The sequence below is a fragment of the Caulobacter sp. CCG-8 genome (assembly GCF_037402475.1).
Lineage (GTDB): Bacteria > Pseudomonadota > Alphaproteobacteria > Caulobacterales > Caulobacteraceae > Caulobacter.
This window is the reverse complement of the sequence record NZ_JBBEUD010000034.1, coordinates 1-15,236: the sequence shown is the minus strand read 5'-3', so window position 1 is coordinate 15,236 and position 15,236 is coordinate 1. Positions and strand designations below refer to the sequence as shown.

The window sequence follows — 15,236 nt, the reverse complement described above, 5'->3', positions numbered from 1 at the left end:
GGTTGCGACTAAAGGGCTCATGCCTTGTCAAAACCACGGTTCGGCGGTGACGCGCCCCTTCCGCCTGCGGTAGATTCACCATGTCGGCGAAGTGACTCGCCGGAGGCTTTCTGGAGCATTGGGCGTTGGAGCGTGGCGGGGCGAGAACCGGGAGGCTGGCGGGGGCCGGTCTTTCGGCGGCGGGCGCGGCCCGCTCCCGCGCCGCGCGGTCGCCGTCCCAGGCCTACGTGCGCCTGGCCATCCTGGCCGCCCTGCTGCTGCTGGCGGTCTACACCGCCTTCGGCGTCAACCGGCTGAAGGACGAGGCCAACGCCCCGCCCGGCGGCGCGACCCTGGCCGTCCAGGCCAAGCTGGTGGCCGCCGCCGCCGAGACCAACCTCGCCGCCCAGCGCGCCGGCCTGTCGGCCGCCGCCGACCTGCTGCAGCGCGACCCCAACAACCCGATCGAGGCGGCCGAGACCGCCCTGCGCGCCGCCGGCGGCGAGGCCATGGCCGTGGCCGTGGTCGGTCCGGCCGACGTCCTGGCGGTCGCGGGCCGCGACGCCTCGGCGGACTGGAAGACCGTGGCCCGCACGGCTGGCGGCTCGGGCCGCAGCCTGTGGATCGGCGGCGGCGCGGCCGGCCGCCTCTATGTCGCCGTGGCCACGCCGGTCGCCGGCGGGCGCGGCTTCGTCATCGCCTCCAGCGACCCCACCCGCCTGATCGCCGAACCCGCCAAGGGCGCGGCCGCCGCCCTGATGCTGTCCGACGGCCGCATCCTGGCCGGGGGCGGCCGTCCGATCCAGGGCGCGAGCACCCTGCGCGAGGCCTTCTCGCTGTCGATCGACGACGTCGGCGACGGCGCGGCGGCCCTGCGCGGCCAGGCGGTCGACGGCCAGGCCCTGGACGTCGCCATCCAGCCCCTGGCCCAGGGCGACCTGCTGGCCGCCGCCGCCGCCAAGCCGCGCACCGTGGCCAATATCGACCGCCAGGTCATGGAGGGGGCCTTCTCGCTGCTGGCCCCGCTGGCCGTCGGCATCGCCCTGGCCCTGATGCTGATGCTGCAGAGCCGCCGGGTCGAGACCGCCCAGCAGGAGTTCGTCGACAGCGAGCAGCGCTTCCGCCTGGCCGTCGAGGCCGCCCGCTGCGGCATCTGGGAGTGGGAGCTGAGCGGCGACCAGGTCTTCATGTCCGACGTGACCGGCGCGATGTTCGGCTGGGGCGGCGGCGGGGTTGTGCCGGGGCAGGAGCTGCTGGACCGCGTCTCGGTCGACCATCGCGACAAGGTCCGCCAGGCCCTGGCCAACGCCGCCACCTACGGCGCGTTCGACGTGTCGTTCCGCGTGCCCTCGCGCGACGGCGGCCGCGCCATCTGGATCGACGCCCGCGGCCAGGGCTTCGGCAAGCCCGGCGAGGACGGCTATTCGCGGATCATCGGCGTGGCCCTGGACGTCACCGAGGAACGCCTGGCCCAGGCTCGCGCCCAGGCCGCCGAGAACCGCCTGCGCGACGCCATCGAGAGCGTGTCGGAGGCCTTCGTGCTCTGGGATCGCCAGGGCCGGCTGCTGATGTGCAACCGCAACTACCGCAACGTCTTCAACCTGGAGCCCAAGCTGCTGAAGCCGGGCGCGCCGCGCCACGAGGTCAACCGCTTCGCGGCCCTGGCCATCAAGCACGACCAGCCCGCCCCCGACGGGGCCAAGGGCGTGCGCGAGGCCGAGCTGAACGACGGCCGCTGGATCCAGATCAGCGAGCGCCGCACGGCCGAGGGCGGCCTGGTGATGACCGCCGCCGACATCACCGCCATCAAGAACCAGGAAGAGGCCCGCCGCCTCAACGAGGAGCAGCTGCAGTACGCCGTCACCGGCCTGGAGCGCAGCCAGGAGCAGCTGGCCGAGCTGGCGCGCAAGTACGAGATGGAGAAGGTCAAGGCCGAGGGCGCCAACAAGGCCAAGAGCGAGTTCCTGGCCAACATGTCCCACGAGCTGCGCACGCCGCTGAACGCCATCAACGGCTTCTCCGAGATCATGATGAACGAGATGTTTGGCCCGCTGGGCGACCAGCGCTACAAGGGCTACAGCCTCGACATCCACAATTCCGGCCAGCACCTGCTGGCCCTGATCAACGACATCCTGGACATGTCGAAGATCGAGGCCGGCAAGATGAACCTGAAGTTCGAGCCGCTGAACCTCGAGGACGTCACCGAGGACGCCGTGCGCCTGGTGCGCAACCGCGCCGAGTCCGCCGGCCTGAAGCTGGAGATCGACTTCCCGCCCCTGCCCGAGGTCGAGGCCGACTACCGCGCGGTCAAGCAGGTGCTGCTGAACCTGCTGTCCAACGCCATCAAGTTCACGCCCCGCGCCGGCCGCGTCACGGTCCGCGCCGAGGTGCGCCGCGACCCGCTGGGCGAGCGCGTGAAGGTCTCGGTCACCGACACCGGAATCGGCATCGCGCCGGAGGACCTGGCCCGCCTGGCCAAGCCCTTCGAGCAGGTCGAGAGCCAGCACTCCAAGACCACCCAGGGCACCGGCCTGGGCCTGGCCCTGACCAAGTCGCTGGTCGAGATGCACGACGGCGCGCTGGAAATGACCTCCACCCCCGGCGAAGGCACCACGGTCAGCTTCGTCCTGCCGATCAACCAGAGCGGCCTGTCGTCCCTGCGCGACTTCGCGGCGGCCTGACCCCCGCGTGAAGAAGGTCCTGTTCGTCTGCAGCCAGAACAAGCTGCGCAGCCCCACGGCCGAGCAGGTGTTCGCGACCTGGCCGGGCGTCGAGGCCAGCTCGGCGGGCACCAATCACGACGCCGAGGAGCCCCTGACCGGCGAACTCGTCGAATGGGCCGACATCATCTTCGTGATGGAGCGGGCTCATCGCAACAAGCTGTCCAAGCGCTTCAAGCGGCACATCAAGGGCCGGGTGATCTGCCTGAACATCCCCGACGACTATGAGTTCATGGACCCGGCGCTGGTGGCCCTGCTGAAGGCGCGGGTCGCCCCGCATCTTCCCTAGGTCCGCCGCCAGGCCAGCATGTGCGGATAGGGCCGCTCGCCCGTCGCCTTGGCGCGGTGGGGTTCGCGGGTCAGGCCCCACATGGCCAGCATCGGCACGCCGACATAGCCGCCCTCCGCGAAGTTCTCGATCAGCGCCTTGGCCCCGCCGCGATAGCCGCCGGCGTGGAACAGGACGTCCGGGGACAGGCCGATCTCCAGCGCCGCGGCGTAGGACCAGGCGATGGCCGCCATCTCCTCGCCGGGATCATCGGAGACCCCGTCGTCCGGCCGGGCCGGATCGCCGACGGCGACATGGCCGGCCTCGTGCAGCAGGTCGCCGGGCCAGGCCAGGCGCGCGGGATCGACCCGCAGCCGCCCGGCCGCCACGACGACGCCGGGCAGGAAGGTCTCGCCGTCCAGCGACGCCACCTCCACCGGGACGCCGATCCGGCGCAGGAACGCGACGATGCGGCCGACCAGCGGATCGGCAAAATCGTCGGCCATGATCTCCGCCGCCCCTGGCGTCGCCATCGCGTCCCTCCCGTGCGGTCCGGATCAAAGCCGCTCCGCCCCGGCCCGTAAACCCGGCCCGAAAAATGGGGTGCGCTCGAAAGGCTTTGGGCGGACGTTTCGCGGACGGCCGACGCGGCCGAGACGTCGGATACCGCCCATGACCTTCCGCCCCCTCCCCGCCGCCCTTCCCCTGAGCGTAATGACCCTGAGCGCCGTGCTGCTGTGCGGCGCCGCTCAGGCCGCCGTCGTGGGGACCAACACTCCGGCCCAGGCGATCAGCGCCGCGCGCATCGACGCCCTGCCGGCCAAGGATCGCGACGCCTGGAAGGCCTATCTGGCCCGCTCGGACCAGCAGGAGCGCGCCGACCGCGCCGCTCTGGCCGCCGAGCTGAAGCCCGGCCAGCCGACGCCCCCGCCGCCCGAGGAAGGCCCCGGCGGCCCCAGGGCCATGCCGCTGGACCGCGACGCGGCCTGGTACGCCACGCCCGAGGCCCGCCACGTGGCCGACGTCATCGTCAGCTTCCAGACCCCGGCCGGCGGCTGGAGCAAGAACCAGCCGCGCACCGGCGCCCCGCGCCAGCCGGGCCAGCCCTACGCCCCCGACAACGTCTCCAAGTACCTGGCCGCCGGCGACTTCGACACGCCGCGCGACCCGCACTGGAACTATGTCGGCACGCTGGACAACGACGCGACGATCACCGAGCTGCGCTTCCTGGCCCGGGTGGCCGGCCAGGCGCCCGGCAAGGAGGGCGACGCCTGGCGCGCCAGCTTCCTGCGCGGCGCGCGCTACCTGCTGGCCGCCCAGTTCCCGAACGGCGGCTGGCCCCAGGTCTGGCCGCTGGAGGGCGGCTATCACGACGCCATCACCTATAACGACAACGCCGTCACCGAGGCCGCCTCGCTGCTGACCGACGTGTCCAAGGGCCAGGGCGACTACGCCTTCGCGCCGGCAGACCTGCGCAAGCAAGCGGGCGCCGCCGCCGAGCGCGCGGTGGCCTGCGTCCTGGCCACCCAGGTGGCGGTCGACGGCAAGCGCACGATCTGGGCCCAGCAGCACGACGCCCTGACCCTGAAACCCGTCGCCGGCCGCAACTTCGAGCCGGCCGAGCTGTCGACCGAGGAGAGCGCCGACCTGCTGGTCTATCTGATGAGCCTGCCCGATCCCTCGCCGACCCTGGTGAAGGCCGTCCATGCCGGCGCCGACTACCTGGCCGCCCACGCCCTGCACGACCAGGCCTGGACCGGCGGCAAGGACACCGAGGGCGGCCGCCGCCTGACGCCCAAGCCGGGCGCCGGTCCGCTGTGGGCCCGCTACTACGCGGCCGCCACCGGCCAGCCCGTCTTCGGCGACCGCGACAAGACGATCCACGACGACGTCAACGAGCTGACGCTCGAGCGGCGAAATGGCTACGCCTGGTTCAACACCAGCCCAAAAAAGGCGCTGAACGCTTACGCCGTCTGGAAAAAGGCCCATCCGCCGGCCGGTTGAGGCGGCGTCACAAACCCTTCGCTCAACCCTCGCGGAAGCGTCGCAGGCTTGCCCTAACACCCCGGACCTCACCGCCCGTCGGGGGCGGAGTCCGAGGGGTCTTCCATGTCTGTGAAACCGCACCGCCTAGCGCTGCTGGCGGCCTGTGCCTTCAGCGTCCTGACGATCGCCGCCCCGGCCCTGGCCGCGCCGGCCGACACGGCCGCCTCGCCCGTCGCCGCCCCCGCCGATGCCGCCGCCGCCCCCACGGACGCCGACGACGCGGCGGTCGAGGGCCTGGTGGTCACCATGACCAAGACCACCCGCTCGGCCGTGACGCTGGGCGCGACCGAGATGCAGAAGATCCTGCCGGGCATCAACCCGCTGGGCGCCATCCAGACCCTGCCGGGCGTCTCGTACCAGACCGCCGATCCGTGGGGGAACAACGAGCAGAACACCTCGCTGTTCGTGCACGGCTTCAGCATCCAGCAGCTGGGCTTCACCCTGGACGGCGTGCCGCTGGGCGACCAGCAGTACGGCAACTACAACGGCCTTTCGCCCCAGCGCGCCGTGATCAGCGAGAACGTCAGCCGCGTGATCCTGTCCTCGGGCGCCGGCGACCTGGGCGTGGCCTCGACCAGCAACCTGGGCGGCGCGATCGAGACCTTCACCCGCGACCCGCTGGCCGAGCGCGGCGGCCAATATAACCAGACCCTGGGCAGCTACGCGGCCAACCGCATGTACCTGCGCCTGGAGACCGGCGACCTGGGCGGCGGCAATTCGGCCTACGTCTCGTTCCTGCACCAGGACCAGCGCGCCTGGGACTTCCAGGCCCACCAGCGCGGCAACCAGTTCAACGGCAAGTTCGTGCACGACGGCGAGCGCGGCAAGCTGACCGTCTTCGCCGACTACTCCAAGAAGGTCGAGCCGAACGAGGACTCGATCGTCCATCCCAACGTCGGCACCAACCTCCACACGGCCAGCGACCAGTCGACGCCCTACACCCGGCCGTTCCTCTATCCGGACTATGAGGGGGCCCTGGCCTATCTCTCGAACGCGGGCGCGCCCCCGGCCTCGGCAGGGAACAACTTCCGCAACTACCACAGCGCCGCCCAGCGCATGGATGCGCTGGCCTACGTCAAGTACGACTACAAGATCGCCGACAACGTCACCTGGTCGAACCAGGTCTATTTCCACCACGACGAGGGCCGCGGCGTGGTCGCCGGCCCGATCAACCAGGCCGGCCTGCCCGCCCTGTTCGCGGTCTACTATCCCAACCAGGACCTGAAGACGGTGTTCGGCGGCACCGGCTACGCCGTGCGCACCACCGAATACCTGATCAATCGCGGCGGCTTCATCTCGAACGCCGACTGGACCCTGGGCGACCACCAGATCCAGGCCGGCGTCTGGTACGAGCACAACAAGTCGTCGACCCAGCGCGCCTGGTACCCCTTCGCCGCGTCCTCGACCGACCTGACGCCGTACGACATCCCGACCAACAAGAACTTCACCCAATACGCCAGCCAGATCGACAACGACGTCGTCCAGTTGCACGTGCAGGACCAATGGCGGATCCGCCCCGACCTGCTGCTGCAGTACGGCGTGAAGTCCAGCCTGCAGTTCGCCGAAGGCACGGTGCCGATCCAGCAGAAGAACGCCCCGGGCAACACCAACCCGACCCTGCTGCCCAGCGGCGAGATCGACACCAAGGAGTGGTTCCTGCCGCAGGTGGGCGCGATCTGGGACGCCACCGAGAACGAGCAGGTGTTCTTCAACATCCAGAAGAACCTGCGCCAGTTCGTGACCTACGGCGCGGGCGGCCTGTCGCCCTGGAGCCTGGGCAGCCAGGCGGCGTTCGACCTGTTCAAGCAGACCGCCAAGCCCGAGACCGCCTGGACCTACGAACTGGGCCTGCGCACCCATCACGAGCTGTCGAGCGGCCCGATCACCGGCTTCCAGGCCCAGGCCAGCGTCTACCACGTCGACTTCTCCAACCGCCTGCTGCAGACCAGCGCCACGCCGGTGATCTCGTCGCTGGTGGCCGGGGCGGCGATCCTGTCGAACGTGGGCAGCGTCAAGACCGACGGCGTCGACATCGCCGCCACCTTCAACTTCGGCTCGCACTTCTCGTTCTACGACGCGGTGTCCTACAACCGCTCGAAGTACCAGGACGACTACGCCACGCGCAGCTACGTCAACACGGCCGGCCAGACGGTGACCAATCCGGACCCGACCAAGCCGGTCATGGTGCCCACGGCCGGCAAGTCGGTGCCCAATTCGCCCGAGTGGCTGAACAAGTTCGTGGCCAGCGCCCACTTCGGATCGTTCGACGCCCAGCTGGTCGGCGACTATGTCGGCAAGCGCTTCGCGACCTATACGAACGACCTCAGCGTCGACAGCTACTTCCTGCTGGGTCTGCAGGCCTCCTACACCTTCCAGACCCCGGCGGGCTCGGTGTTCAAGAGCCCGAAGATCAGCCTGAACGTCACCAACCTGGCCGACGAGAAGGGCGACCTGGAGGTCGTCGTCGGCCAGCCGACCAACACCTACAACACCTATCCGATCCCGCCCCGGCAGGTCTTCGTGACCCTGTCGACGGCGTTCTAGGGCTGAGCGACCCGCCGCGGATTTCCTCCCCTTCCCGTCGGCGGGCCACGCTCGCGTCGAACGCCCCGGACCCCGCGTCCGGGGCGTTTTTCGTTCGGCGCGCGGGCATACTTAGGCGATCGACAAAGTATTTCTTGACGACGACGGCGACGTGGAAATACTTAGGCTCATGACTAACCAACAGCCATCGCTCGACCTGATGTTCCAGGCCCTGGCCGATCCCAGCCGGCGCAGCATCGTCGAGCGGCTGTGCGCCGGCCCGGCCTCGGTCAGCGAGCTGGCCCAGCCCCTGGCCATGTCCCTGCCCTCCGTCATGCAGCACCTGCAACTGCTGGAGGGCAGCGGCCTGATCCGTTCGGAGAAGGTGGGCCGGGTGCGGACCTGCCGCCTGGAACCGGAAGCGCTGAGCGCGGCGGAAACCTGGATCAACCAGCGCCGCATGCTGATGAACCGTCGCCTGGACGCCCTGGGGGAGTACCTCCGCGCCACGGCGCACGAAGACGACGCCTGAACCCCGCCTCGAGAGGAAACGACCATGACCGAACGCTCCGTCGTCCACGCCACCTTCGTCATCGACCGGGTCTATGAGGCCACCCCCGCGCGGGTGTTCCGGGCCTTCTCGAATTCGGAGATCCGCCATCGCTGGTTCGTGCGGTCCGAGAACTGGCCGAGGGCCGAGTACAGCTACGACTTCCGCGTCGGCGGCCAGGAGCGGGGCGACTTCAGCCCCGACGGCAAGATGAACATCATCAACGAGACGACCTATTGGGACATCGTGCCCGACGCCCGGATCATCTTCGCCTACGCCATGTACATCGACGGCAATCGCATCTCGGTGTCGGTGGCGACGGTTGAGATCAAGCCCGACCCCAAGGGCGCCAAGCTGACCTACACCGAACAGGGCGCGTTCCTGGACGGCTACGACTTCCCCGCCCAGCGCGAGCAGGGCTGCCGCGAGCTGTACGACCTGCACCTGGCCAAGGAGCTGGCGCGCGAGGACGCGGCGGCCTAGTCGCCCTCCCCGCCCTGGACCCCATCCCAATAGCGAGATCCCATGTCCCTGACGCTGCACATGCACCCGCTGTCCTCGTACTGCTGGAAGGTGCTGATCGCCCTCTACGAGAACGCCACGCCGTTCGAAGCCCGCCTCGTCGATTTCAGCGACCCGGAGGGGATCGCCGCGTTCAGGGCGCTGTGGCCGACGACCAAGATGCCCCTGCTGTGCGACGCGGCCCGCGATCGCACGGTCCCGGAGACCTCGATCATCATCGAGTACCTGCAGGCGGCCTATCCCGGCCCGGTGCGGTTCATCCCCGACGATCCGGAGGCCGCCCTGCGCACCCGGCTGATGGACCGCCTGTTCGACCTCTATGTGATGACGCCGATGCAGGCAATCGTGGGCGACCGGATCCGCCCGGCCGACGCCAAGGACCCGTACGGCGTGATCCAGGCCCGCGCGCAGCTGGCCATGGCCTACGGCCTGCTGGAGGGCGAACTGGCGGGCCGGACCTGGGCGGCGGGCGAGGACTTCGGCCTGGCCGACTGCGCGGCCGCCCCGGCCCTGTTCTACGCCAACAAGGTGGCGCCGCTGACGGACTCCCACCCCAAGCTCTCGGCGTATCTCGACCGCCTGCTGGCCCGCCCGTCGTTCGCGCGGGTGCTGCAGGAGGCCGAGCCCTATTTCGCGATGTTCCCGGCCGGCGACTAGGCGGCGCGGCGCGAGGGCTGGGCCGCCTGGCCGGTCCGGAACCGCGCCACCATCCGCCCCAGCTCGCCCGCCTCGTTGCGCAGGTTGGCCGCAGCCGCGGTGGCCTCCTCGACCATGGCGGCGTTCTGCTGGGTGACCTGGTCCATCTGGTTGATCGCCGAGTTCACCTGGTTCAGGCCCGTGGCCTGTTCCTGCGAGGACAGGGCGATCTCGGAGATCAGGGTGTCGATCTGCGAGACCTTGCCGACGATGCCGCTCAGGGCCTGGCCGGTGTCGCCGACCAGCTGGACGCCGCGCGCCACCTGCGAGGTGCTGCTGGCGATCAGGGCCTTGATCTCCTTGGCCGCCTCGGCCGAGCGCTGGGCCAGGGCGCGGACTTCCTGGGCGACGACCGCGAAGCCGCGACCCGCGTCGCCGGCCCGAGCGGCCTCGACGCCGGCGTTCAGGGCCAGCAGGTTGGTCTGGAAGGCGATCTCGTCGATCACCCCGATGATCTGGGTGATCTGGCCCGAGCTCTGCTCGATCTCGCCCATGGCGGCGACGGCGTCGCGCATGACCTCGCCGGAGCGGGCCGCCTCCTCCCGGGCGCCCGAGGCGGCGGCGGACGCCTCCTTGGCGCCGACCGCGCTGCGGCGGACGGTGGCGGTCAGCTGGTCCAGGGCCGCGGCGGTCTCCTCCAGCGAAGCGGCCTGCTGCTCGGTGCGGCGCGACAGGTCGTTGGAGGCCGAGGCGATCTCGTCCGAGCCGGCCTGCAGGCCGCCGGTCGCCGAGGCGATCGCGCCCATGGCTTCGCGCAGGCTGTCGATGGCCGCGTTGAAGTCGTCCTTGATCTGCTGGTAGCGCCCTTCGAAGCGCGCCTCGATGCCGGCGGTCAGGTCGCCCCCGGCCAGGCGGCGCAGGCTGTCGGCCAGGGCCGAGACCACCGCGCCCTGCTCCTCCTCGCCGCGCTGGCGCTCGGCCTCGGTCCGCGCCCGCTCCAGCTCGATCCCGGTGACGTCGGTGGCGAACTTGATGACCTTGAAGGGCTTGCCGTTTTCGTCGAGCACCGGGTTGTAGGACGCCTGGATCCAGACCTCCTTGCCACCCTTGCCGATGCGCAGGAACTTGGCCGCGACGAACTCGCCGGCGTTCAGCCGCGCCCAGAAGGCCCGGTAGTCGGCGCTGGCCGCCTCGGCCGGCGGCACGAACAGGCTGTGATGGCGACCTTCGATCTCGGCGGCCGCGTAGCCCATGGCCCCCAGGAAGTTCGGATTGGCCCGGATGATCGTGCCGTCCAGCTGGAACTCGATCACCGCCTGCGAGCGCTCCATGGCCGCGACCTGGGCCTCGAGGCTGCGCATCCGCTGGACGTCGGCTTTGCGAGCGGAATTTTGACCTGAGAACATTGTTGCTTTCGTCTCGCAAATGCAGCGGTAGAAAGCTTTAGGCATATCGACGATTAACGATATCCTAATTACAAAACAACGCTCGACCACAACTCACAAGTGAGCCGAAAAGTCCTTTTGGCATAAGATAATTACTCGGGTTGCGATGATTAATGAATCCCTAATTCAATTTTCCCGGACATAAAAGCTTCACGGGTATATAGCCACGGGCGGCTAAGCCCCGGAATCCAGTATGCCTTTGCGTGATCTCATCTCGGCCCTGGCCGACGACCTCGATATCGGCGTCGTGCTGACGGATGGGCAGCTGTCGCCGCCGGGCCCCCACATCCTCTATGTGAATACAACGTTTGAGCGCATGACCGGCTTCGACCGGGCGGAAATCCTGGGAAAAAATCCTCGAATTTTTCAGGGGGCAGGCACGAGCCTTGCCGCGCGCAAGCGACTGGCCCGCGCCCTGCGCAACGGCGAGCGCCACACCACCACCCTGGTCAACTACCGCAAGACGGGCGAGGCCTATCTCTGCGCGATCGACGTCTTCCCGATCGTGGCCCCCGACGGCGCCCTGATCAGCGCCGTCGCCCTGGAACGCGAGGTCGAGCGCAAGCCGGGCCGTCGACCGACCGCCCGGACCGGCAAGTCCGGCTAGGCCAGGCTGTCGGCCTCCCAGGCCAGGAACTCCGGCGCCTGCAGCAGGCGCTCGCAATAGGCGCCCGCCGGGCCCGTGTCGCCATAGTCCGACAGGTGGATCCCGTACGTGCGGAAGCGCGTGGCGACCGGGGTGTAGAAGGCGTCGGCGATCGACCACTCGCCCACCAGGAACGGCCCGCCCGAACGCTTGAGCAGTTGGTTCCAGCGCTCGACGATCTTGCGCACGTCCTTCTGGGTGGCTTCCGAGATCGCCACCACGCCGGCCGTCGCATCCAGCGCCATCGGGCATTCGCCGCGCAGCGACGAGAAGCCCGAATGCATCTCGGCCGCCGCAGACCGGCCCAGCGCCCGCAAGGCGGGGTCTTGGGGCCAGAGATTGGCGGCGGGGAACTTCTCGGCCAGGTATTCGCAGATCGCCAGGGAATCCCAGACCGTCAGGTCGCCGTCCTTGAGCACCGGCACCAGGTGGCTGGGCGAGTGCTTGGCGATCTCGACCTCCGAGGTCCCGACCTGGCGCAGCTCGACCACGGTCTCCTTGAACGCGGCGCCGGTGCGCTTCAGCGCCAGCCAGGGCCGCAGCGACCAGCTGGACCACTTCTTGGTGCCGACGACGATTTCCATGGCGGACTCCTGAGCCGAGAACGGGGGTGGCCAATGGCCTTACCCCGCGCCTACAGTCGCCTCAACGATTAGAACAACTGTTCGAGGGAGGACCGCATGGCGGAAGCCGCGATACCGTCGCCGGTGATCAATCCTGTTTCGTCCGGCTATCGCCGCTACGCCCTGTGGGTGCTGCTGATCATCTACACCCTCAACTTCCTGGACCGGCAGGTGGTCAACATCCTGGCCGAGCCGATCAAGCGCGACCTCCACCTGGCCGACTGGCAGCTGGGCATGATGACGGGCCTGGCCTTCGCGATCTTCTACACCGTGCTGGGCATACCGATCGCCCGCCTCGCCGAGACGAAGAACCGGCCCTTCATCATCGGCGCCTCGGTGGCCGCCTGGAGCGCCTTCACCGTCCTGTGCGGCTTCACCCAGAACTTCTGGCAGCTGATCCTGGCGCGGATCGGGGTGGGCGTCGGCGAGGCCGGCTGCACGCCGCCGGCCCACTCGCTGATCACCGACTACGTGCCCAAGGACAAGCGCGCCGGGGCCATCGCCTTCTATTCGATCGGGACGCCGCTGGGCACGCTGGCGGGCATGGCCATGGGCGGGCTGGTGGCCGACGCCTACGGCTGGCGCGTGGCGTTCATGGTGGCCGGCGCGCCCGGCGTGCTGTTCGCCCTGATCGCCGCCTTCACCCTGGTCGAGCCGCGCCGGCAACTGGCCGCCGACATCGCCGCCCGCGCCGCCTCCAAGATCAGCTTCGGCGCCGCCCTGGCGGTGCTGGCCACCAAGAAGACCTTCTGGCTGGTCGCCCTGGCCGCCTCGATCAAGGCCTTCGTCGGCTACGGCCACGCGCCGTTCACGGCCTCGTTCTTCTTCCGCGTCCACGGCGCCGAGGTGGCCGAACTGGCCGCGCGCTTCGGGCTGAAGTCGGCCGGCTTCCTGGGCCTGGCCCTGGGCCTGATCGGCGGGACGGCCGGCGTGATCGGCGCCTGGCTGGGCGGCCTGCTGGCCGACCGGCTGGGGGCCAAGGACCTGCGGGCCTACGTGATCGTGCCGGCCATCGCCTCGCTGGTCACGATCCCCTTCTACATCCTGGCCGTCAGCGTCGGCTCGCCGATGGCGGCGATCGGCGTCCTGACCATCCCGGTGCTGCTGGGCACCCTATGGTACGGGCCGGTCTACGCCACGGCCCAGAGCATCGTCGATCCGGCCATGCGGGCCACGGCCTCGGCGGTGCTGCTGCTGATCATCAACCTGATCGGCCTGGGCCTGGGTCCCGTCGCCGTCGGCGCGCTGAGCGACCTGCTGGCCGGACCGGCCGGACTGGGCGAGGCCCAGGGCGTTCGCTGGGCGCTGATCCTCTCCACCCTGCTGGGCCTGGTCGCGTTCGGCCTGTTCTGGGCCGCCCGCAAGACCATCCGCGAGGAGATGGTCGCCTAGCCGCGCGACGTGGCGCGCATGGTCCTCGGAAAGCAGTAGGCCCACGGATGGACCTCGACCGGGGCGTCGTCGCCGCGATCCAGCACGCGGTGCGATCTGGCGCGGTTCAGCTCGGTCAGCGGGATGATCTCGGCGCCGCGCGGCGGGGCGGTCGGTTGGGGACGGTGCAGGGCGTGCATGGCGGACCTCCGGGTGACGACCGTCTGACGCGGTCGCTTGAAGCCGCCAGTAGAGGCCTCCCGGCCTGAACCGGCATGAGCGTCGTCGTTGTCCGAGGTTCATCGAAGCGCCGCGAAATCGCCGCGATCTCCCCGCGCCCATTTCCCCTCTGGCGCTGGCGCTTCCCTTACGTCTACAGTCGGCCCAACGATTAGAACAAATGTTTGAAGGGAGAGGCCCAGGATGGCGCAGGCGAGTACGCCTGGCGGCGCGCAGCCGCTGTATTCCAATGGCTACAAGGCCGCGGTGCTGGGGCTTCTGCTCGCCACCTACACCTTCAACTTCATCGACCGCACGATCATCGCCACCATCGGCCAGGCCATCAAGGTCGACCTCAAGCTGACCGACACCCAGCTGGGTCTTTTGGGCGGCCTCTACTTCGCCCTCCTCTACACCCTGCTGGGCATTCCGATCGCCCGGATGGCCGAGCGCTGGAACCGGGTGACGATCATCTCGGTCTCCCTGGTGGTCTGGTCGGGCTTCACCGCCCTGTGCGGCAGCGCCGCCAGCTTCGCCCAACTGGCCCTCTACCGCTTCGGCGTCGGGGTCGGCGAGGCCGGCTGCTCGCCGCCGTCGCACTCGCTGATCAGCGACTATTACGAGCCCAAGAAGCGTGCCTCGGCCCTGTCGATCTATTCGTTCGGCATCCCCCTGGGCACGATGTTCGGGGCGGTGGCCGGCGGCTGGCTGGCCCAGGAGTTCAGCTGGCGCGTGGCCTTTGTGATCGTCGGCCTGCCCGGCATCCTGCTGGCCGTGCTGGTCAAGCTGATCGTCAAGGAACCGCCGCGCGGCCATTCGGAGGTCAAGGAACGCCCCCTGGAGGCCGAGGACGTCGTCATCGAGCCGGAGAAGCCGCCCTTCTCGCTGATCAGCGAATTCTCCGAACTTTGGGCGGTCTTGAAGGTGCTGGCCTTCAAATGGCCCGTGGCGAACATGGTGCTGGGCGTGACCATCGCCTCGTTCGGCTCGTACGGTTCGGGCGCGTTCGTGCCGCCCTATTTCGTCCGCACCTACGGCCTGGGCTTGGCCCAGGTGGGCCTGATCGTCGGGCTGATCGGCGGCTTCTCGGCCGGGGTCGGCACCCTGGTCGGCGGCTTCCTGACCGACTGGACGGGCAAGCGCAGCGCCAAGTGGTACGCCCTGGTGCCGGCCCTGGGCCTGGCGATCTGCACGCCGATCTACATCGCCGCCTACCTGCAGACCAACTGGCAGACCACCGCCCTGATCCTGCTGGTCCCGGGCATCTTCCACTACACCTACCTGGCCCCGACCTTCGGCGTGGTCCAGAACTCGGTCGAGCCGCGCCGACGGGCCACGGCCACGGCCCTGCTGTTCTTCTTCCTGAACCTGATCGCCCTGGGCGGCGGGCCGGTGTTCACCGGCTGGCTGATCGACCACCTGGCGCGGTTCCACTTCAACCATCCGGAAGCCTCGTCGATCTTCCACGCGCTGGGCGGCTCGTTCACCGACCCGGGCGCGGCCAGCTTCACGGCCCAGTGCCCCGGCGGCCTGGCCCCCAAGGGCTCACCCGCCGACCTGGCCAAGGCCTGCCACGGCGCCATGGCCCGGGCGACGCAGCAGGGCATCATCGTCTCGCTGTGCTTCTACGCCTGGGCCGCCCTGCACTACGCCCTGGCGGCGATCGGCATGGTCAAGCACATGCGCGA

At 69.5% G+C, this 15,236-nt stretch carries 14 protein-coding genes; 10 read left to right on the top strand and 4 right to left on the bottom strand.

The features are described from left to right. The first annotated feature begins 155 nt into the window (after positions 1-155). Both WAE60_RS23010 and WAE60_RS23005 read left to right on the top strand, forming a co-directional pair. Positions 156-2,660 (top strand): PAS domain-containing sensor histidine kinase, encoded by a 2,505-nt coding sequence (locus WAE60_RS23010; protein ID WP_197026742.1) that lies wholly within the window; start codon positions 156-158, stop codon positions 2,658-2,660. Positions 2,661-2,667: 7 nt separating this feature from the next. Then, positions 2,668-2,988, top strand: a complete 321-nt coding sequence (locus tag WAE60_RS23005; protein ID WP_029915492.1) for a low molecular weight protein tyrosine phosphatase family protein — start codon at positions 2,668-2,670, stop codon at positions 2,986-2,988. On the opposite strand, the gene WAE60_RS23000 is transcribed toward WAE60_RS23005, so the two are convergent. After that, the gene (locus tag WAE60_RS23000; RefSeq protein ID WP_337689073.1) at positions 2,985-3,473 is read right to left on the bottom strand and encodes a hypothetical protein; all 489 of its coding nucleotides are present in this window, start codon (positions 3,471-3,473) and stop codon (positions 2,985-2,987) included. The two genes, WAE60_RS23005 and WAE60_RS23000, sit on opposite strands and share 4 nt — an antisense overlap. Positions 3,474-3,639: 166 nt before the next feature. Between WAE60_RS23000 and pelA the strand changes: the two genes are divergently transcribed. The 5 genes from pelA to WAE60_RS22975 all read left to right on the top strand — a co-directional run bounded on the left by pelA (position 3,640) and on the right by WAE60_RS22975 (position 9,265). Then, positions 3,640-4,971, top strand: a complete 1,332-nt coding sequence (gene pelA, locus WAE60_RS22995) for a pectate lyase (RefSeq protein WP_337689072.1) — start codon at positions 3,640-3,642, stop codon at positions 4,969-4,971. A gap of 105 nt (positions 4,972-5,076) precedes the next feature. After that, positions 5,077-7,557 carry a TonB-dependent receptor gene (locus tag WAE60_RS22990; RefSeq protein WP_337689071.1) on the top strand — a complete coding sequence of 827 codons (2,481 nt, stop codon included), beginning with the start codon at positions 5,077-5,079 and terminating at the stop codon, positions 7,555-7,557. Positions 7,558-7,726: 169 nt separating this feature from the next. Continuing rightward, entirely contained in the window at positions 7,727-8,068 is a 342-nt protein-coding gene (locus WAE60_RS22985) for a metalloregulator ArsR/SmtB family transcription factor (protein WP_029915487.1), read from the top strand. Between the two features lie 24 nt (positions 8,069-8,092). Beyond that, the gene (locus WAE60_RS22980; RefSeq protein ID WP_029915486.1) at positions 8,093-8,569 is read left to right on the top strand and encodes an SRPBCC family protein; all 477 of its coding nucleotides are present in this window, start codon (positions 8,093-8,095) and stop codon (positions 8,567-8,569) included. Positions 8,570-8,611: 42 nt separating this feature from the next. After that, positions 8,612-9,265: a glutathione S-transferase family protein gene (locus WAE60_RS22975; protein WP_337689068.1), complete on the top strand. Its 654-nt coding sequence runs from the start codon at positions 8,612-8,614 to the stop codon at positions 9,263-9,265. On the opposite strand, the gene WAE60_RS22970 is transcribed toward WAE60_RS22975, so the two are convergent. Further along, complete coding sequence (locus tag WAE60_RS22970) at positions 9,262-10,650, bottom strand: methyl-accepting chemotaxis protein (protein ID WP_337689066.1); 1,389 nt, start codon at positions 10,648-10,650, stop codon at positions 9,262-9,264. The two genes, WAE60_RS22975 and WAE60_RS22970, sit on opposite strands and share 4 nt — an antisense overlap. 232 nt (positions 10,651-10,882) lie before the next feature. On the opposite strand from WAE60_RS22970, the gene WAE60_RS22965 reads away from it, so the two are divergent. Next, entirely contained in the window at positions 10,883-11,296 is a 414-nt protein-coding gene (locus WAE60_RS22965; protein ID WP_337689064.1) for a PAS domain-containing protein, read from the top strand. On the opposite strand, the gene WAE60_RS22960 is transcribed toward WAE60_RS22965, so the two are convergent. Continuing rightward, positions 11,293-11,919 (bottom strand): glutathione S-transferase family protein, encoded by a 627-nt coding sequence (locus tag WAE60_RS22960; RefSeq protein ID WP_337689063.1) that lies wholly within the window; start codon positions 11,917-11,919, stop codon positions 11,293-11,295. The two genes, WAE60_RS22965 and WAE60_RS22960, sit on opposite strands and share 4 nt — an antisense overlap. 96 nt (positions 11,920-12,015) lie before the next feature. On the opposite strand from WAE60_RS22960, the gene WAE60_RS22955 reads away from it, so the two are divergent. Then, positions 12,016-13,350: an MFS transporter gene (locus WAE60_RS22955; protein WP_337689062.1), complete on the top strand. Its 1,335-nt coding sequence runs from the start codon at positions 12,016-12,018 to the stop codon at positions 13,348-13,350. Here the strand turns inward: WAE60_RS22955 and WAE60_RS22950 are convergent. Further along, the gene (locus tag WAE60_RS22950) at positions 13,347-13,529 is read right to left on the bottom strand and encodes a hypothetical protein (protein WP_337689061.1); all 183 of its coding nucleotides are present in this window, start codon (positions 13,527-13,529) and stop codon (positions 13,347-13,349) included. The genes WAE60_RS22955 and WAE60_RS22950 overlap by 4 nt on opposite strands. Before the next feature lie 223 nt (positions 13,530-13,752). Between WAE60_RS22950 and WAE60_RS22945 the strand changes: the two genes are divergently transcribed. Continuing rightward, on the top strand, positions 13,753-15,236 hold a 1,484-nt coding region (locus WAE60_RS22945), incomplete at its 3' end, for an MFS transporter (RefSeq protein ID WP_337689060.1).